The organism is Pseudomonas fluorescens, assembly GCF_002837185.1.
Classification (GTDB): Bacteria; Pseudomonadota; Gammaproteobacteria; order Pseudomonadales; family Pseudomonadaceae; genus Aquipseudomonas; species Aquipseudomonas fluorescens_AM.
On sequence record NZ_KZ477985.1, the window covers coordinates 123,020 to 141,182 of the forward strand.

Annotated in this window: 13 protein-coding genes and 2 pseudogenes; 7 read left to right on the plus strand and 8 right to left on the minus strand. The window is 62.8% G+C overall.

What is annotated here, in order from left to right:
* Positions 1 to 56 precede the first annotated feature (56 nt).
* The gene (locus tag CIB54_RS00645) at positions 57 to 485 is read left to right on the plus strand and encodes a hypothetical protein (RefSeq protein WP_065950662.1); all 429 of its coding nucleotides are present in this window, start codon (positions 57 to 59) and stop codon (positions 483 to 485) included.
* Here CIB54_RS00645 and CIB54_RS00650 read toward each other — a convergent pair.
* Positions 432 to 1,208, minus strand: coding sequence for a TatD family hydrolase (locus tag CIB54_RS00650; RefSeq protein ID WP_065950663.1), 777 nt, complete (start codon positions 1,206 to 1,208; stop codon positions 432 to 434). The genes CIB54_RS00645 and CIB54_RS00650 overlap by 54 nt on opposite strands.
* Positions 1,209 to 1,210: 2 nt before the next feature.
* The gene (gene cra, locus CIB54_RS00655; protein ID WP_065950664.1) at positions 1,211 to 2,206 is read right to left on the minus strand and encodes a catabolite repressor/activator; all 996 of its coding nucleotides are present in this window, start codon (positions 2,204 to 2,206) and stop codon (positions 1,211 to 1,213) included.
* Positions 2,207 to 2,499: 293 nt separating this feature from the next.
* Between cra and ptsP the strand changes: the two genes are divergently transcribed.
* From ptsP to CIB54_RS00680, 4 genes are all read left to right on the plus strand, one after another.
* On the plus strand, positions 2,500 to 5,358 hold the full coding sequence (gene ptsP / locus CIB54_RS00660) for a phosphoenolpyruvate--protein phosphotransferase (protein ID WP_101218210.1): 2,859 nt from the start codon (positions 2,500 to 2,502) through the stop codon (positions 5,356 to 5,358).
* Positions 5,359 to 6,279: a 1-phosphofructokinase gene (gene pfkB / locus CIB54_RS00665; protein ID WP_101218211.1), complete on the plus strand. Its 921-nt coding sequence runs from the start codon at positions 5,359 to 5,361 to the stop codon at positions 6,277 to 6,279. It abuts the gene before it with no gap.
* 11 nt (positions 6,280 to 6,290) lie between these two features.
* A complete protein-coding gene (locus tag CIB54_RS00670) occupies positions 6,291 to 7,994 on the plus strand; it encodes a PTS fructose-like transporter subunit IIB (RefSeq protein ID WP_101218212.1) in 1,704 nt (567 codons plus the stop codon).
* Between the two features lie 194 nt (positions 7,995 to 8,188).
* Positions 8,189 to 9,730, plus strand: a complete 1,542-nt coding sequence (locus CIB54_RS00680; protein WP_101218214.1) for an alkaline phosphatase D family protein — start codon at positions 8,189 to 8,191, stop codon at positions 9,728 to 9,730.
* 132 nt (positions 9,731 to 9,862) lie between these two features.
* On the opposite strand, the gene CIB54_RS00685 is transcribed toward CIB54_RS00680, so the two are convergent.
* Entirely contained in the window at positions 9,863 to 12,400 is a 2,538-nt protein-coding gene (locus CIB54_RS00685; RefSeq protein WP_101218215.1) for a PepSY domain-containing protein, read from the minus strand.
* 61 nt (positions 12,401 to 12,461) lie between these two features.
* Between CIB54_RS00685 and CIB54_RS00690 the strand changes: the two are divergent.
* Together CIB54_RS00690 and CIB54_RS00695 are read left to right on the plus strand one after the other, a co-directional pair.
* A pseudogene (locus tag CIB54_RS00690) lies at positions 12,462 to 12,548 on the plus strand (CopG family transcriptional regulator); the annotation flags it as partial.
* Positions 12,548 to 12,661 (plus strand): annotated as a pseudogene (locus tag CIB54_RS00695) (type II toxin-antitoxin system RelE/ParE family toxin); the annotation flags it as partial. The pseudogenes CIB54_RS00690 and CIB54_RS00695, both read left to right, overlap by 1 nt.
* A gap of 65 nt (positions 12,662 to 12,726) precedes the next feature.
* Here the strand turns inward: CIB54_RS00695 and CIB54_RS00700 are convergent.
* From CIB54_RS00700 to CIB54_RS00720, 5 genes are all read right to left on the minus strand, one after another.
* The gene (locus tag CIB54_RS00700) at positions 12,727 to 13,890 is read right to left on the minus strand and encodes a type III PLP-dependent enzyme (protein WP_003188470.1); all 1,164 of its coding nucleotides are present in this window, start codon (positions 13,888 to 13,890) and stop codon (positions 12,727 to 12,729) included.
* A gap of 474 nt (positions 13,891 to 14,364) precedes the next feature.
* The gene (locus CIB54_RS00705) at positions 14,365 to 15,522 is read right to left on the minus strand and encodes an osmoprotectant ABC transporter ATP-binding protein OsmV (RefSeq protein ID WP_005784718.1); all 1,158 of its coding nucleotides are present in this window, start codon (positions 15,520 to 15,522) and stop codon (positions 14,365 to 14,367) included.
* Positions 15,519 to 16,172, minus strand: a complete 654-nt coding sequence (locus CIB54_RS00710; RefSeq protein ID WP_057726112.1) for an ABC transporter permease — start codon at positions 16,170 to 16,172, stop codon at positions 15,519 to 15,521. The genes CIB54_RS00705 and CIB54_RS00710 overlap by 4 nt, the downstream gene beginning before the upstream one ends.
* 12 nt (positions 16,173 to 16,184) lie before the next feature.
* Entirely contained in the window at positions 16,185 to 17,078 is an 894-nt protein-coding gene (locus CIB54_RS00715; protein WP_101218216.1) for a glycine betaine ABC transporter substrate-binding protein, read from the minus strand.
* A gap of 37 nt (positions 17,079 to 17,115) precedes the next feature.
* Complete coding sequence (locus CIB54_RS00720) at positions 17,116 to 17,868, minus strand: ABC transporter permease (protein ID WP_370671691.1); 753 nt, start codon at positions 17,866 to 17,868, stop codon at positions 17,116 to 17,118.
* Positions 17,869 to 18,163: the final 295 nt, after the last annotated feature.

Below are 18,163 nucleotides of genomic sequence, written 5' to 3' on the forward strand. Positions count from 1 at the left end.
CGCCGTGAATAGGTGGAATTTGTATCATCTGGTCACGGTCTCAAGGAGGCACGGCGATGGCCGCTGTCATCGGCATCAAAGGGCATTGCGCCCACTGCGACATGACGTTTGAACTCAAACCCTGGCAACTGAACGCCATTGCCATCGACGAGCCCTTTGTCTGTACCTATTGCCATGCGTGCCTGCAGCTGTGTTGTCGAAAACAGCTGCGTCGATTTCGTGCCCTGGACCAATGGGCGCTGGTGCCGCCCGGCATGATCATGCTGACGTGCGCGACCCTCCTGGTGGCGCTGTTTGCAGAGTGGCTGGGACTGCTCAGTGTGATCGGGCAATTCAACATTTCGTTGACGACGCTGTTGATCCACTTCCTGGTGCTGCGCTACGTGCGTCATCGGCGAAGGATGACCTTGAACCTGCAAGCCGTCAGCCGGTTACCACTTGAACAGCTCGCACGCGTTGCGTGTGCTCGCCTCAGCCAGCCGTGAAGCGCTGATGCCCATCCGCTCGGCCAGGGCGCTGCAGATAGCCGGCAAGTGGTGTGGGCTGTTGCGCCGGCCCGGGTACATGGCGGGGGCCATATCCGGCGCGTCCGTCTCCAGCACCACGGCTTCCAGCGGCAATTGAGCCAGCACCTTGTGCATGCGCAAGGCCTGCGGCCAGGTGGCGGCACCGCCCAGGCCCAGCTTGAAGCCGAGCTTGATGTACTCGCGGGCTTCTTCCCGGCTGCCGGCGAACGCATGAATAATGCCGCCACGCGGCAGGTGAATGCGCTTGAGCGTGGCGATCACCGCCGCGTGACTGCGGCGTACGTGGAGCAAGGCCGGCAGGGCGAAATCCACCGCGAGTTTCAACTGGGCTTCGAACAGCGCTTGCTGGCGCTCACGGTCCAGGTGTTCAAGAAAGTAATCCAGGCCGATTTCACCCACGGCGCACAGTTGCCGGTGGCCCTGCAGGCGCGCCAGCCAGTCGCCCAATTCCAGCAGGTCGGCAGGGCGATGCTCATCCAGATACACCGGGTGCAGGCCGAAAGCGGCGAACAAGCCTTCATCCTCCACCACCAGATCCCACAACCGCTGCCAATTGCGCTGATAAACCCCGAGCACCACCATGCGCCGCACACCGAGTTGACGGCTGTGGGCGAGGACCTGCGGACGATCATCGTCGAAGTCCGCGAAATCCAGGTGGGTGTGGGTGTCGATCAGCTCCACGCTCAGGCCTCGTGAATACGCTGCTTGAAGGTCCGGCTGATGCCGTGCACACCGGGCTGGTAATGTTCTTCTTCAATGGCCGCCAGGGCCAGGCGCAGGGCGGTGTCGGCGATCAGTTGATGCTGCTGGGCCATGGCGTTGACCGGCAGCGGCAGGAAGTCCAGCAACTGCGTATCGCCGAAGGTGCCCAGGCGCAGTGGCCGAGATTTGAGCGGGAAGTCGTGAAGGGCGTCAAACACGCCTTGCAGCAGCACGTAGGACGTGGTCACCAGAGCGTCAGGCAGATGCCCCAGGCGCTGCAGTAATTGCTCCATCAGCTGTCGCCCGCAGTCGCGGCTGAAGGCTTCGCCCTGTTCGATGATCACCTCACCGGTAAAGCCTTGCAGGGCTTCACGGAAACCCGCGGCACGTTCCTGGCTGATGCTCAGCTCCGGATGTGCGCCGATCAGCGCGATTTGCTTGGGCAACGGTTGCAGCAGGCTGCGGGTAAGCTGGTGACAGGCTTGACGGTCGTCGCTGACCACCGAACAGAACTGGCTGGACTCCATGACCCGGTCGATAGCGATCACCGGCAAGCCTTTGGCCTGCAGTTCGCGATAGCTGTCATCCTCGGCTGGCAGGCAGCTGGCAACGAACAGCGCATCGCAGCGCCGCGCGCGGAACAGTTGCAGCAACTGGCGCTCGCTGTCAGCTTCATCGTCGGAGCTGGCGATCAGCAATTGATAGCCGCGCGCCCGTGCGCCTTGTTCGAGCAACTTGGCAATGCGTGCGTAACTGGGGTTCTCCAGGTCCGGCAGGATAAAGCCCAGGGTGCGCGTGTGCCGGCTGCGCAATCCGGCCGCTTGGGGGTTAGGCGTAAACCCGTGGGCCTGGACCACGGCCCGCACCCGCTCCACCGTCGCGTTGCTGATACGTTGCTGTTCGGCCTTGCCATTGATGACATAGCTGGCGGTGGTCACGGACACACCGGCCAGACGTGCGATATCACTGAGTTTCAAACCGGGTTTCCTTGTTTTTTTGAGCGTGCCCCGACATTTTGTCCAATCGTAACCGATTCCAGCATACGACCAATGTCCCACAGCAGGCGCCGAGTGGCCCTTCAAGCTTGCGCAATTAACGCGTAATCTGCCATAAATTCTAGATTAAACGTTTCAGCAAGGGTATTTTTACGATGTTCGCCGCTGAGTGGCTACTGCCAACTGACCGCTCAGTCAGTTAATTTTGAACACCGCTAAGCTGATTTATTCAAAACAATACCTAGTGCGCACCTCGCACTAACTAGGAGAACGGCATGCTCGAGCTCACTGTAGAGCAGATATCCATGGGCCAGGTGGCAGTGGATAAATCTGCGGCCTTGCACCTGCTCGCTGAAAAACTGGTGGCCGATGGCCTGGTTGCCGAGGGTTATCTCAGTGGCTTGCAAGCCCGTGAAGCCCAAGGCTCGACCTTTCTTGGCCAAGGCATCGCCATTCCTCACGGCACCCCGGAAACCCGCGACCAGGTATTTTCCACTGGCGTGCGTCTGTTGCAGTTTCCCGAAGGCGTGGACTGGGGCGACGGCCAGGTCGTGTACCTGGCGATCGGGATTGCCGCCAAATCCGATGAACACTTGCGCCTGCTGCAATTGCTGACCCGCGCCCTGGGTGAGACCGACCTCGGCCAGGCGCTGCGCCGCGCCGGTTCCGCCGAGGCGTTGCTGAAACTGCTGCAAGGCGCGCCGCAGGAACTGGCACTGGATGCACAGATGATCAGCCTCGGCGTGTCGGCCGATGATTTCGAGGAACTGGTGTGGCGAGGCGCGCGCCTGTTACGCCAGGCCGATTGCGTGAGCAACGGGTTTGCCGCCGTGTTGCAGCAAGTCGATGCACTGCCCCTGGGCGATGGCCTGTGGTGGTTGCACAGCGAGCAGACGGTCAAGCGCCCGGGCCTGGCGTTCGTCACGCCGGACAAACCCATGCGCTATCTGGGCCAGCCGCTCAATGGCCTGTTCTGCCTGGCCAGCCTGGGCGAAGCGCATCAGGCGTTGCTCGAGCGCCTGTGTGCCTTGCTGATCGAAGGGCGCGGCCAGGAATTGGGCCGCGCCACCAGCAGCCGTGCCGTGCTTGAAGTGCTGGGTGGCGAACTGCCGCCCGACTGGCCCAGTGCCCGCATCACCCTGGCCAACGCCCACGGCCTGCATGCACGCCCGGCGAAGATCCTCGCGCAACTGGCGAAAAGTTTCGACGGCGATATTCGCGTGCGCATTGTCGATGGCCCGGTCGGTGCGGTGTCGGTTAAAAGCCTGAGCAAGCTGTTGAGCCTCGGCGCGCGGCGTGGCCAGGTGCTGGAATTCGTCGCTGAGCCGGCGATCGCTGGCGATGCGCTGCCAGCCCTGTTGACCGCGATTGAAGAAGGCCTGGGCGAAGAGGTCGAGCCGTTGCCGACCGTCAGCGCCCAGCCCGCCACCGTCGACATCGAGCCAGTCATCAGCGCGCCGCTGTCCGGTAGCCAGATCCAGGCAATTGCCGCCGCGCCCGGTATCGCCATCGGCCCCGCGCATATCCAGGTGCAACAGGTCTTCGACTATCCACTGCGCGGTGAGTCCTGCGGTGTCGAGCGCCAACGCCTGCAGGCTGCGCTGAGTGATGTTCGTCGCGATATCGAGGGCCTGATCGAACGCAGCCAGTCCAAGGCGATTCGCGAGATCTTCATCACCCACCAGGAAATGCTCGACGACCCGGAGCTTACCGACGAAGTCGACACCCGCCTCAAGCAAGGCGAAAGCGCCGAAGCGGCCTGGATGAGCGTGATCGAAGCGGCCGCCAGGCAGCAGGAGTCGTTGCAGGATGCCCTGCTTGCCGAGCGCGCCGCCGACCTGCGCGACATCGGTCGCCGCGTACTGGCGCAACTGTGTGGTGTCGACACCGCGCAGGAGCCCAATGAGCCCTACATTCTGGTGATGGACGAAGTCGGTCCTTCGGACGTTGCGCGCCTGGACCCGGCCCGTGTCGCCGGCATCCTCACGGCCCGTGGCGGCGCCACGGCCCACAGCGCCATCGTCGCCCGCGCGCTTGGCATTCCCGCGCTGGTCGGGGCCGGCGCGGCGGTATTGCTGTTGAGCGCCGGTACACCCTTGTTGCTCGATGGCCAGCGCGGCCGCCTGCACGTCGACCCCGATGCCGCCACCCTGCAACGCGCGACCGTTGAGCGCGACACCCGCGAACAACGCCTGCAAGCCGCCTCCGCACAACGCCATGAACCGGCGCTGACCCGCGACGGCCACGCGGTGGAAGTGTTCGCCAATATCGGCGAAAGCGCCGGAGTGGCCGCGGCGGTGGAGCAGGGCGCCGAGGGCATCGGCCTGTTACGCACCGAGCTGATTTTCATGGCCCACCCCCAAGCCCCGGACGAAGCCACCCAGGAAGCCGAATACCGGCGCGTACTCGACGGCCTCGACGGGCGCCCGCTGGTGGTGCGCACCCTCGACGTGGGCGGCGATAAACCGCTGCCGTACTGGCCGATTGCCGAGGAAGAAAACCCGTTCCTCGGTGTGCGCGGCATTCGCCTGACCCTGCAACGCCCGCAGATCATGGAAGCGCAACTGCGCGCGCTGTTGCGTTCGGCAGACAGCCGGCCGTTGCGCATCATGTTCCCCATGGTCGGCAGCGTGGATGAATGGCGCGCGGCCCGCGACATGACCGAGCGTCTGCGCCTGGAAATCCCGGTGGCCGACCTGCAACTGGGGATCATGATCGAAGTGCCTTCGGCCGCGCTGCTGGCGCCGGTACTCGCCCGGGAAGTCGACTTTTTCAGCGTCGGCACCAACGACCTGACCCAATACACCCTGGCCATCGACCGTGGGCACCCGACGCTGTCGGCCCAGGCCGATGGCCTGCACCCGGCCGTGCTGCAACTGATCGACATCACCGTGCGTGCCGCCCATGCCCATGGCAAATGGGTCGGCGTGTGCGGTGAGCTGGCGGCGGACCCGCTGGCGGTGCCGGTGCTGATTGGCTTGGGTGTGGACGAGTTGAGCGTGTCGGCGCGCAGCATCCCCGAAGTGAAGGCGCGGGTGCGTGAATTCAGCCTGAGCCAGGCCCAGGGCCTGGCGCAACAGGCACTCGCGGTGGGTTCGCCCGCCGAAGTACGTGCTCTAGTGGAGGCCGTGTAAATGGCAAGGATTTTGACCCTGACGCTGAATCCGGCGTTGGACCTCACGGTACGCCTGGCGCGCCTGGAACCCGGTGCAGTCAACCGCAGCGAAACGCTCATCACCCATGCCGCCGGCAAGGGCGTGAACGTGGCGCAGGTGCTGGCGGACCTCGGCCACGAGGTCAGTGTGGGCGGCTTTCTCGGCGCGGATAACCCCCAGGCGTTCGAGGCGCTGATCGCCAGCCGTGGGTTTGGCGATTCGTTCATCCGCGTGCCGGGCGAAACCCGCAGCAATATCAAGATTGCCGAGCAGGATGGCCGGGTCACCGACATCAATGCTCCGGGGCCGTTGGTGAGCGCGCAGGCGCAGGAAGAACTGCTCAAGATGATCACGCTCGTCGGCCCCGAATTCGATGCGGTGGTGGTCGCCGGCAGCTTGCCGCGTGGCGTGAGCCCACAATGGTTTCAGGCCCTGATCGAGCAATTGAAAAACCTCGGTTTGAAAGTGGCCCTGGACACCAGCGGCGAAGCCTTGCGCGCCGGCTTGAAGGCAGGCCCCTGGATGGTCAAGCCCAATACTGAAGAGCTTGCCCAGGCCTTGGATAACGCCACGGATGCCATCAGTCAGTTGCATCAACAGGGTGTGGAACATGTGGTGGTCTCGGACGGTGCTGCCGGCGTGAGCTGGTACAGCTCGGGTGCGACCGTGCAGGCCACGCCGCCCAGGGTGACGGTTGCCAGCACCGTAGGCGCCGGCGACTCGCTGCTGGCGGGCATGCTCCACGGCCTGCTGCGCGACGAAGCGCCCGAGCAGACCCTGCGCCGCGCCACGGCAATTGCCGCGATGGCGGTGACGCAAATCGGTTTCGGCATCAGCGATGACGCGCAGTTGGCGCGCCTCGAAGGCGGCGTCGATGTGCGCACGCTGACAGAACAATAAGAGGGTTTGTGATGAAGTTAGCCATTGTTACCGCCTGCCCGAACGGCATGGTCACCAGTGTGCTGTGCGCGCGCTTGCTGGACGCCGCCGCACAGCGCCAGGGCTGGAGCACCAGGGTCGAAGTGGTGGACGTGCAACGCCCGGACAGCCAGTTGTCCCAGGCGACCCTCGATGACGCCGAATGGGTGCTGCTGGTCAGCAGCACGCCGGTGGATATGCACCGTTTTGTCGGCAAACGGGTGTTCCAGAGCACGCCGGCCCAGGCGCTGGCGGATGTCGACGCGGTGTTGCGTCGGGGCGCCGAGGAGGCGCAGGTGTATGTGGCGACCGAGGCGCCGGCTGGGAAGGCCCCGCGCATAGTCGCGATTACCGCTTGCCCGACCGGCGTTGCCCATACATTCATGGCCGCCGAGGCCTTGCAGCAGACCGCCAAGCGCCTGGGCTACGACTTGCAGGTCGAGACCCAGGGCTCGGTCGGTGCGCGCACGCCGCTGAGTCCGCAGGCCATCGCCGATGCCGACGTGGTGCTGCTGGCGGCGGATATCGAAGTCGCCACCGAGCGCTTTGCCGGCAAGAAAATCTACCGCTGCGGCACCGGCATTGCCCTCAAGCAATCGGAAGCCACCCTCAACAAGGCGCTGGCCGAAGGCGCGGTGGAAAGCGCCGGCAGCGGCGCAGTGGCCAAGTCGGAGAAAACCGGCGTGTACAAACACCTGCTCACCGGGGTGTCGTTCATGCTGCCGATGGTGGTGGCGGGCGGTTTGTTGATTGCGTTGTCCTTTGTGTTCGGCATCCATGCCTTCGAGGAAAAAGGCACCCTGGCGGCGGCGCTGAAAACCGTCGGCGACCAGGCGTTCATGCTGATGGTGCCGTTGCTCGCGGGCTACATCGCCTACTCGATTGCCGATCGTCCCGGCCTCGCGCCAGGCATGATCGGCGGCCTGCTGGCGGGCACGCTGGGTGCCGGGTTCATTGGCGGGATCTTCGCCGGTTTCCTGGCCGGCTACAGCGTCAAGCTGATCTCGCGGGCGGTGCGCTTGCCGCAAAGCCTGGAGGCGCTCAAGCCGATCCTGATCATCCCGTTGCTGGCCAGTTTGTTCACCGGCCTTGCCATGATCTATCTGGTCGGCCCACCGGTGGCCCGCTTGCTGACCGGGCTGACGGATTTCCTCAGCACCATGGGCACCACCAACGCGGTGCTGTTGGGCATCCTGTTGGGCGGCATGATGTGCGTCGACCTGGGCGGCCCGATCAACAAGGCGGCGTATGCGTTTTCCGTCGGCCTGCTGGCGGCGTCAAGCGGGGCGCCGATGGCTGCGACCATGGCCGCCGGCATGGTGCCGCCGATTGGCATGGGCATCGCGACGTTCCTGGCCCGGCGCAAGTTCGCCCAGACTGAACGCGAAGCCGGCAAGGCCGCGATGATTCTCGGCCTGTGCTTTATCTCCGAAGGCGCCATTCCGTTTGCGGCCAAGGACCCGCTGCGGGTCATCCCGGCCAGCATTGCCGGTGGTGCGCTGACGGGGGCGCTGTCGATGTACTTCGGCTGCAAACTGGCCGCGCCTCACGGCGGGTTGTTTGTGCTGGTGATTCCGAATGCGATGAATCATGCGCTGCTGTATCTGCTGGCGATTGTAGCCGGCAGTGTGCTGACCGGTGTGGTGTATGCGCTGATCAAGCGGCCGGAAGCGGCGGAGTTGGCCGTCACTGCCTGATGCGGTAAAAAAATGTGGGAGGGGGCTTGCCCCCGATAGCGGTGTGTCAGCCAGTACATCTGGTGCCTGACACACTGCCATCGGGGGCAAGCCCCCTCCCACATTTGGATTTGCATTGGCGGTAAGGGCGGTGTCATATCTGCTTCATCCGGCCATGCTTAAGTGGCCCTTTTGATACTCAAGAGGGCACTCGCATGAGCCAGTTCGATCTCGGACGTCGCCGCGTGATGCAAGCTGTCGGTGCCGGCCTGCTGCTGCCGGGCCTGGCGCCGGCGGTGATTGCGTCGGTCAAGGACCGCCCGCTGCTCACCGACGGTGTGCAATCAGGCGATGTGCTCGGTGACCGCGCAATGATCTGGAGCCGCAGCGACCGCCCGGCGCGGATGGTGGTGGAGTGGGACACCCGCAGTGTGTTCAGCAACCCACGCCGACTCGTCTCGCCGCTGGCCGATAACCGCAGCGATTTTACCGCCCGCGTCGAACTCACCGGGTTGCCCGCCGACCAGGCGATTTTCTACCGCGTGCATTTCGAAGACGCCCAGACCGGCATCGCCAGCGAGCCGTGGTTCGGCCACCTGCGCAGCGTGCCGCAACAGCGGCGCGACATCCGTTTTGTGTGGAGTGGCGACACCGTCGGGCAAGGCTTCGGCATCAACCCGGACATCGGCGGCATGCGCATCTATGAAGCCATGCGCCTGCGCCTGCCGGACTTTTTTATCCACAGTGGCGACACCATCTACGCTGACGGCCCGGTACCGGCGCAACTGGCCACCGAAGGTGGACGCATCTGGCGCAACATCACCACCGAAGCCAAGAGCAAAGTCGCCGAAACCCTGGATGAATACCGCGGCAATTACCGCTACAACCTGTTGGATGAAAACGTGCGCCGCTTCAATGCCGAGGTGCCGCAGATCTGGCAGTGGGACGACCACGAAGTGATCAACAACTGGTCGTCGAGTAAACAGTTGGATGAGCGCTACCAGACTCGCGACATCAACACCCTGGTCGGCCGTGCGCGCCAGGCCTGGCTGGAATATTCACCGATGCGCCGGCAAAGCGCCGACGCGGGCGGGCGGATTTATCGCAAGCTCGGTTATGGTCCGCTGCTGGACGTGTTCGTGCTGGACATGCGCAGTTATCGCGGCCCGAACGACGACAACCTGGGCGGCGAAAAGCCTTTCCTCGGCCGCGAGCAACTGGACTGGCTCAAGCGCGAACTCAAGGCGTTCCGGGCGCAGTGGAAAGTGGTCGCAGCCGACATGCCTATCGGCCTGGGCGTGCCCGACGGTGAAGTCAGCCCCGGCGTGCCGCGCTGGGAAGCGATTGCCAACGGCGATCCCGGCCCGGCCCAGGGGCGTGAGCTGGAAATTGCCGAACTGCTTGGGTTCCTGCGCGCACACAAGGTGCGCAACCACGTATGGCTGACCGCTGACGTGCACTACTGCGCGGCGCATCACTATCACCCGGATCGGGCGGCGTTCCAGGATTTCGAACCGTTCTGGGAGTTCGTCGCGGGGCCGTTGAATGCGGGGAGCTTCGGGCCCAATCCGTTGGACAAGACCTTCGGACCCGAGGTGGTGTTCGAGAAGGCACCACCGGCGCAGAACACCTCGCCGTTTGCCGGTTTTCAGTTTTTCGGCGAGGTGCAGATTGATGGGCAGACGGCGGAGTTGACCGTTATTTTGCGCGATCTGGATGGCATCTCGGTGTTCGAGCAAAAACTGCAGCCCGCTTGACCTGGAACGCGGTTAAAACTGTGGGAGGGGGCTTGCCCCCGATGGCGGTGGGTCAGTCATTGATCAATGACTGTCAGACCGCTATCGGGGGCAAGTCCCCTCCCACATTTGGTCTTCAGTGTCGGTAAAGGATCAGTACACATCCCGGCGATAGCGGCCTTGTTCGATCAGGCGCTCCACTGCTTCACTGCCGAGGATGTCCACCAACGCCTGGTCCACACCCGTGGCCATGCCCTGCAAACTGCCGCATACATAAATTGCCGCGCCATCGGCCAGCCATTTGCGCAGCACATCGGCGGACTCACGCAGGCGATCCTGCACGTAGATTTTTTCCGCCTGATCCCGCGAGAACGCCAGGTCCAGCAGGGCCAGGTCACCACTGGCCAGCCAGCCTTGCAGTTCTTCCCGGCACAGGTAGTCGTGGGCGATATGGCGTTCGCCGAACAGCAGCCAGTTACGCTGCCGGCCGTCGGCAATGCGCGCCTTGAGCAGGCTGCGCAGGCCGGCGAGCCCGGTGCCGTTGCCCAGCAGGATCAGCGGCACTGGCGCATCGGGCAGATGGAAGCCGCTGTTGCGGCGCAGACGCAGGCTGATGCCCGAGCCGATGACGGCGTGTTCAGTCAGCCAACCGGAGCCCAGGCCCAGGCTGCCGTCCGGATGACGCTCCTGGCGCACGATCAGCTCCAGCACGCCATCACTGGCAATCGAGGCGATCGAGTATTCGCGCATGCCCAGCGGCACCAGCGCATCCACCAGTGCCTGGGCATGCAGGCCGACCAGGTGGGTGCGGTTGTGCGGCAACTGGCGCGTGGCCAGGGCTTGATCGAGGGTATGCGCTACGCCGTCGATCAGCACACCGTCACTGCCGACCAACCCCAAGCCGTCAAGGAAATGTGCGATGGCCCACGGGCAATTGCGCGGCAGGATTTCCACCAGGTCACCGGCCAGCCAACCGCTGGGCGAGGGCGGCGTGAGGCCCAACAGGTACACGGGGGCACCGACGCTGTCAGGGTTGAGCAGGGTGCGGTGACTCAAGGTCCAGTGTTCAAACTGGGCCGTCTGCCAGGCCGCCGCCGGCGCGTGTCCGGTAAGCTGGCCGAGCTGTTGTTGCCAGGTCAGCAAGGCCTCTGTGTCGCCGCTGTCGACTTCCACCGGCGCAAACAGCGGGTTACCGCCCTGATGGGTCAGCCAGAAATTCAGGCGTCGGGCAAAGCCGCAAAAGTGCGCGTACTGGCGGTCGCCCAGGGCCAGCACCGAGTAGTTCAAGCCTTTGAGGGACAGATCCTGGCCGAGCACGCTGCGCTCAAAGCCACGGGCGCTGTCGGGCGCTTCGCCGTCGCCGAACGTGCTGACCACGAACAACGCCTGTTGCGCCTGGCTGAGGTCATCGCGGCTGATGCTGCCCAGGGGCTGCACCTTCACCCCAAGCCCTGCGGCCTGCAATTGCCCGGCGGTCTGCCAGGCCAACTGTTCGGCAAAGCCGCTCTGGCTGGCAAAGCCGATCAACCAGGCCGGTGCGTCGCTGTGGCTGTCCACCAGGCCTTTGCGCGCGTCACGCACCTGGCGTTTTTTGCGGCGACGGTCCAGGTACAGCAGCCAGCCGGTGATAAAGAACAAGGGCATGAGCAGCGCGCTCACCGTGAGCACAATTCGCCCGACCAGCCCGAAATAACTGCCGGTGTGCAGCGCATAGACACTGGTCAGCAACTGCGCCTTGAGGCTCTTGCTGGCGTAACGCTCATGGGACGTGACCTCGCCGGTGACCGGGTCGAGGTTGATCTGGTTCAGCGCACGGTCATGGGGCGAGCTGTCGAGCAGGTAATACACGGTGGCCGGTTGCCCGGCGACGGCTGGCAGGCGGATGTTGTAGGCGCTCAAGCCAGGGCCGGCGTTGCTGTAGATGCTGCTCCAGATGGCCTCGTAGTTGGTCTCGTAGTTGGCCACCGGCGCAGGGCCTGCGGGCGGCGGGCCGCGCTTGCGCAGGCGCTCGTTCTGCGGCGCATCGGACAGCAGTTGGGTCACGCCACGGCTGTACCAGTCGTAGGACCAAAACAGCCCGGTCAGCGCTGCCAGCAGATAAAACAGCAGGCACCAGGTGCCGAACACCGAGTGCAAATCCCAATTGAAGCTGCGGCCCTTTTTACGCCAGTCCAGGGTCAGCCACACACGCCAGTTCCTGACCTGGCGCGGCCAGCGCAGGTACAGGCCGGAAAGGCAGAAAAACAGCAGGATCAGGGTGCAGGCGCCGGTGATGTTACGGCCTGTTTCGCCGATGGCGAGGAAGCGGTGCAGCTGCAGGATGAAGCCGAATACGTCCTGGCCGACGACGTCACCCAGGTAGTCGCCGGTATACGGATCGAAGTAACGCAACGGGCCACGCTGCTCGCCAGGCGGCGGGGTAAAGGACACGCGGGCGGCTTTGCCGCTGTGGTCTTCCACCCACAGCATGGCTACGCGCTTGCCTTCGGCGGCTTCCAGCTTGCGCACCAGCTCGGCGGGCGGCAGCACGCCGGCTTCGCGTTTCTGCACGTTCAGTACCGTGGGGTTGAGCGCGCGCAGGATTTCATCCTGGAACGAGTAAGCAGCCCCGGTGATCCCCATCAAGGCCAGCACCAGCCCGGCCGTGATGCCGAAGAACCAATGCAACTGGAACAGGGTTTTCTTCAACACGTCAAAGCGCCTCGCTTAGCTGGATAGAGGTATCACGGCGCGCATTATGCCGTGAGTTGCCGATGGGGGGCGTGTGATTGATCACCAGGCAGTGCAGGCCTGGGCCGATAGCCTGGGCATGGACTCGCCGCTACCGGTTCCGCGCTGATGGCGCTGAAGTGGACAAGTAAAGCCTTATCCGACTTGGCTCGATTGTACGACTTCCTCTCTGTGGTGAACCGCCAAGCTGCCGCGCGCACCGTGCAGGCACTGTCCCGGGCGCTGAAACTGCGGAGCACGCACAAAAAAGCCCATGAAACGTCATGGGCTTTTTAGTTGCAGCCGTCTTACACGTAGAACGATTTCAACGGCGGAAACCCATTGAACTCAACCGCGCTGTAGCTGGTGGTGTAGGCACCGGTCGACAGCCAGTACAAACGATCGCCAATCGCCAGGTTCAGCGGCAGGCCGTACTTGTAGTTCTCGTACATGATGTCGGCGCTGTCGCAGGTGGGGCCGGCGATGACCACTTCTTCCATCTCGCCTTTCTTCTCGGTCCAGATCGGGAACTTGATGGCTTCGTCCATGGTTTCGATCAGGCCGGAGAACTTGCCCACATCCGTGTATACCCAACGCTCGACGGCGGTACGCGACTTACGCGCTACCAGCACCACTTCGCTGACCAGGATACCGGCGTTGGCGATCAACGAACGGCCCGGCTCCAGGATGATTTCCGGCAGGTCGTCACCGAAGTCTTCCTTGAGGAAGCGGATGATTTCTTCAGCGTAGGTTTCCAGGCTGTTGGTGCGGGTGATGTAGTTGGCCGGGAAGCCACCGCCCATGTTGATCAGCTTCAACTCGATGCCGTCTTCTTCTTTCAGGCGCTCGAAGATCACTTTGACCTTGGCGATCGCCGCGTCCCACACGCTGATGTCGCGCTGCTGGGAACCGACGTGGAACGAGATGCCGTACGGCACCAGGCCCAGGTCACGGGCGAGGATCAGCAGGTCCATGGCCATGTCGGTCTGGCAGCCGAACTTGCGCGACAAAGGCCAGTCGGCCGTGGTCGAGCCTTCGGTGAGGATGCGCACATAGACTTTCGAGCCCGGCGCGGCCTTGGCGATGTTGCGCAGGTCGGCTTCGGAGTCGGTGGAGAACAGACGCACGCCCTTCTCATAGAAGTAGCGGATGTCTTTGGATTTCTTGATGGTGTTGCCGTAGCTGATACGGTCGGCGCTGACGCCACGGTCCATGACCTTGTCCAGCTCGTAGATCGAGGCGATGTCGAAGCTCGAACCCTTGTCTTTCAACAGGTCGATGATCTCGACGGCCGGGTTGGCCTTGACCGCGTAATACACCTTGGCGAATTCGAAACCGGCGCGCAGGTCATCGTAGGCCTGGCTGATCATCGCGGTGTCGATCACCACGAACGGGGTTTCCTGTTTGTCGGCGAACGCCTTCATTTTGTCAAAGGTGGCGCGCGCGAAATAATCTTCGACGTTGATCGACATGCTGGGAACTCCTAAGGGCAAACTGTATTAATCAATGGGCGCAAATGAACGTCCTCCGTATCCCCACTTTGGTTCGCCTACTTCCCAAGGCATGTCGCCGAAAGCAAAAAGGCCATGGGATACGCGTCCCTTGGCCTTGCTGTCTCGTCGTCAGTACTTGAGCCGGATGGATCGTTTCCAGCATGGACGTTCGGCGCGAACTTTAGGGCTTGACGGGCGTGGGATCAACTAAAAATGTCGCGTTTTTGCACGCGTTCGTCGCGCGACCCCGTGCAGCTACTTATGTAACCGACCGGTGTGACGGATTGATGTTCCCCGCTGAGTGGGAATTGAGGACATTTCCCTGACTCACCGTGGGGCAAATGTGGGAGGGGGCTTGCCCCCGATAGCGGTGGGTCAGTTAAATAGTTATCAACTGACCCTCCCTCATCGGGGGCAAGCCCCCTCCCACATTTTGACCTGTGTCGCGTCAGGTCAGGCCAGGGCGGTCTCGGCCGGGGAGACGATGCTGGTCTTGCCGCCACGGGACTTGCCGGAACTCAGGTACTCGGCAATCGACTCCTGGGTCACCTCACCCAGGAACACCCGCTCGGCATCCATCACCGGCAACCATGAACGGTTGAACTCGTACATGCGCGACAGCAGGATGCGCAAGTGCTCGTCATACGCGGCCGTGGCGTTGAACTCGCGCAGGTACTGGCCGCAGGTACCGGTCTGACGGTGCAGGTCGCGACGGCGTACATAGCCCAGCGCCTTGTTCTCGGCGCAGGTGACCACCACATAGCGGCGGTCGTGCTCATCCATCAGCTCCAGCGCATCGGCCACCGGGGTTTCCGGGCTCACCGACGGCGCGTTGTCCGCCGCGTCTTCGGCCTTCACCAGCAACAGGCGCTTGAGGGTACTGTCCTGGCCGACGAAGTTGCTGACAAACTCGTCCGCCGGGTGCGCCAGCAGCGTATCGGGATGGTCGATCTGCAGCAGCTTGCCGGCGCGGAAGATCGCAATCTTGTCGCCCAGCTTGATGGCCTCGTCGATGTCGTGGCTGACCATGATCACGGTCTTGTTCAGCGCCCGCTGCATTTCGAAGAACTCGTTCTGGATCATCTCGCGGTTGATCGGGTCGACCGCGCCGAACGGTTCATCCATCAGCAGCAACGGTGCATCGGCCGCCAGGGCGCGAATCACACCGATGCGCTGTTGCTGGCCACCCGACAACTCACGTGGGTAGCGGTGCAGGTACTGCTTGGGTTCGAGCTTGATCATGCTCATCAGTTCGCGGGCGCGGTCGTGGCATTTCTGCTTGTCCCAGCCGAGCAGCTTGGGCACCACCACGATGTTTTCTTCGATGGTCATGTTCGGGAACAGGCCGATCTGCTGGATCACGTAGCCGATATTGCGACGCAGGGTCACTTCATCCAGGTCGGTGGTGTCTTCGCCGTTGATCAGGATCTTGCCCGAGGAGGGCTTGATCAGACGGTTGATCATCTTCAGCGTCGTACTCTTGCCGCAGCCCGAAGGACCGAGGAATACGCAAATTTCGCCTTCGTTGACGGTCAGGCTTACATCGTTGACGGCGGTGACAGTCTTGCCGTTGCTTTGAAAAGTCTTGGACAGGTTTTGAAGTTCGATCATTTGAGCAATCCTTTTGGAGTCAGCGAGCGTTGCAGCCATTGCAGAAGCAGGTCGGCGAAGATGGCCAGGAGACTGACCAGCACGGCGCCGACAATCAGCATCGACATGTCGCTGCGGCTGATGGAAGCCAGAATAAGTACACCCAGGCCACCGGCGCCGATGGTGGCGGCGATGGTCATCACACCGATGTTCATCACCACGGCGGTGCGCACGCCGGCGAGGATCACCGGTACGGCAATCGGCAGTTCGACCATGCGCAGGCGCTGGCCGAAGGTCATGCCGATACCTTTGGCGGCCTCGCGAATGCCCGGCTCGACACCGGTGAGCGCCAGGTAGGTATTACGCATGATCGGCAGCAGGGAGTAGAGGAACACGGCGGTAATCGCCGGCATCGGCCCCAGGCCCTGGCCGAACTTGGAGTAGAACGGCAGCAGCAGGCCGAACAGGGCGATGGAGGGCACTGTGAGCAATACCGTGGCGCTGGCTTGCAAGGGGCCGGCGAGTGTCGGGTAGCGGGTCATCAGCACGCCCAGGGGCACACCGACGACAATCGCGAGGATCACAGCGATACCGACCAGGGTGATGTGCTGCCAGGTCAGGTGCAGGACCTGGGCCCAATCAAGATGGGAAAAGGCGTTCAAAAATTCCATGTCTTCTCCTCGTTAGTTGATTGGATGTTGGCGCAGGAAATCGGCGGCAACGGCGGACGGGCTTTCATGGTCGACGTCGACCCGTGCATTGAGCTGGCGCATGGTTTCGTCGTCGAACAGCGTGGCCAAAGGCTTGAGCTCGGCGGCCAGTTGCGGGTGCTGGTCGAGGTATTCCTGGCGGATCACCGGGGCAGCGGTGTAGTCCGGGAAGTAGTGTTTGTCGTCTTCGAGCAGCTTCAACTTGAACGCGTTCAGGCGACCGTCGGTGGTGTAGACCAGGCCGGCAAACACCTGGCCATTACGCAACGCGGTGTAGACCAGGCCCGCGTCCATCTGCCGAGTGTTCTTGCGCGTCAGGTTCATCTCGTAGAGCTTGACCATGCCCGCCAGACCGTCGGAGCGGTTGGCGAACTCGGTGTCCAGGGCGACCAGGCGGTAATCCTTGGCGTCTTCGGCCATGGCTTGGGTGAGATCGCTGATGCTGTTGATCTCGGGATGTTCCTGAGCAACCTTCTCCGGCAACGCCAGGGCGTAGGTGTTGCTGAAGCGCGATGGCGACAGCCAGACCAGGCCCTTTTTCGCGTCGAGTTCCTTGACCCGTGCGTAGGACTGTTCGCTGTCGAGCTTCTCGTCGATGTGGTTGTAAGCCACCAGCGACACGCCGGTGTATTCCCAGATCAGATCCAGTTGCCCGCTTTCCTGGGCGCTGCGCGCCAGGTTGCTGCCCAGGCCGCCGGTCACGCGGGCGTCGTAGCCCTTGGTGCGCAGGTATTGGGAGGTGATTTCGGCCAGCAGGGTCTGTTCGGTGAATACCCGGGCGCCGATGCGAATCACCGGTTTTTCAGCGGCTTGCGCAGTACCTGCAAACAGCAGGACGCAGCCTAATATCAAGCTTAGTGTTTTCATGTGAGTTCCTGTTTCAGGCCTAAAACGTGGCCAAGCCTCAAGACGGACGTAACCCGCGTTCCAGCCAGAGGCGGCTGGCCATGGTCACCAGACCATCAAGCAGCAATGCGAGCAGCGCGGTGCAGGCGGCGCCGAGCAGCAGTTGCGGCTGGTTGTTCAGGGCAATGCCGGGGAAGATCAGGCTGCCCAGGCTGTTGGCACCGATCAGGAACGCCAGCGGCGCGGTACCGACGTTGATCGCCAGGGCCACCCGTACACCACCGATGATGATCGGCACGGCATTGGGCAATTCCACGCGAAACAGCACCTGGCGCGGGGTCATGCCGATGCCGGTGGCGGCTTCCTTGAGTGAGCCCTGCACATTTTTCAGGCCTTCGTAGGTGTTACGCACGATGGGCAGGAGAGAGGCGAGAAACAACGCGAAGATGGCCGGGCCGCTGCCGATGCCGAGGACGCCGAGGGCGATGGCCAGTACGGCCAGGGGAGGGACGGTGTTGCCGATGTTGAAAATCTGCATGAAACGTTCTGCGCGCCCGACCATGTTCGGTCGACTGAGCAGGATACCGGCGGGGATCCCCACAATCAGGGCGGCCAGCATGGAGACCAGGACGAGAATCAAATGAGCTTGCAGGTAAAACAATAAATCGTCGCGGTACAATTCGATCGTGTTGATGCCGATCCAATGGACCAGCAGGGCCAGGAGCGCGACGACAACCGCTGCTCCCATAAGCCCTTTGCCATAGCGAATAGCCACAGGCGGACTCCTTTTTTCTTCTGTCGACGAACACATTCACGCGTGGCACGCCATTGCTGGCTGTCAGCGAAATGTGATCGCGAAATGCAGCTCGCCAATGCCGTCAAAAGCGGCATGAGTTCGAGCCATAAGCGCAGCCTCGTCAGGCTAACTTGCTGATTTTCCAGCCCCTGTTCCGAGTGCGTAAGCAGGGGAGTGGACGTCTCTACCTTTTAAAAGGTTCCACACTTGGGAGCATTTAGCCACCCCCAATGGGCTCAACGGTGGTCCGTGCCCTCGCGTTTGCGCTATACTCGCCGCCCTTTTTTGACTCACCTGCCAGGCGATTTCC

Bases quoted from the DNA above. Each gene is read 5' to 3' on its own strand.
- CIB54_RS00645 (WP_065950662.1), top strand. From the start codon at position 57: ATGGCCGCTGTCATCGGCATCAAAGGGCATTGCGCCCACTGCGACATG.
- ptsP (WP_101218210.1), top strand. From the start codon at position 2,500: ATGCTCGAGCTCACTGTAGAGCAGATATCCATGGGCCAGGTGGCAGTG.
- pfkB (WP_101218211.1), top strand. From the start codon at position 5,359: ATGGCAAGGATTTTGACCCTGACGCTGAATCCGGCGTTGGACCTCACG.
- CIB54_RS00670 (WP_101218212.1), top strand. From the start codon at position 6,291: ATGAAGTTAGCCATTGTTACCGCCTGCCCGAACGGCATGGTCACCAGT.
- CIB54_RS00680 (WP_101218214.1), top strand. From the start codon at position 8,189: ATGAGCCAGTTCGATCTCGGACGTCGCCGCGTGATGCAAGCTGTCGGT.
- CIB54_RS00700 (WP_003188470.1), bottom strand. From the start codon at position 13,890: ATGTCGATCAACGTCGAAGATTATTTCGCGCGCGCCACCTTTGACAAA.
- CIB54_RS00705 (WP_005784718.1), bottom strand. From the start codon at position 15,522: ATGATCGAACTTCAAAACCTGTCCAAGACTTTTCAAAGCAACGGCAAG.
- CIB54_RS00710 (WP_057726112.1), bottom strand. From the start codon at position 16,172: ATGGAATTTTTGAACGCCTTTTCCCATCTTGATTGGGCCCAGGTCCTG.
- CIB54_RS00715 (WP_101218216.1), bottom strand. From the start codon at position 17,078: ATGAAAACACTAAGCTTGATATTAGGCTGCGTCCTGCTGTTTGCAGGT.
- CIB54_RS00720 (WP_370671691.1), bottom strand. From the start codon at position 17,868: ATGTGTTCGTCGACAGAAGAAAAAAGGAGTCCGCCTGTGGCTATTCGC.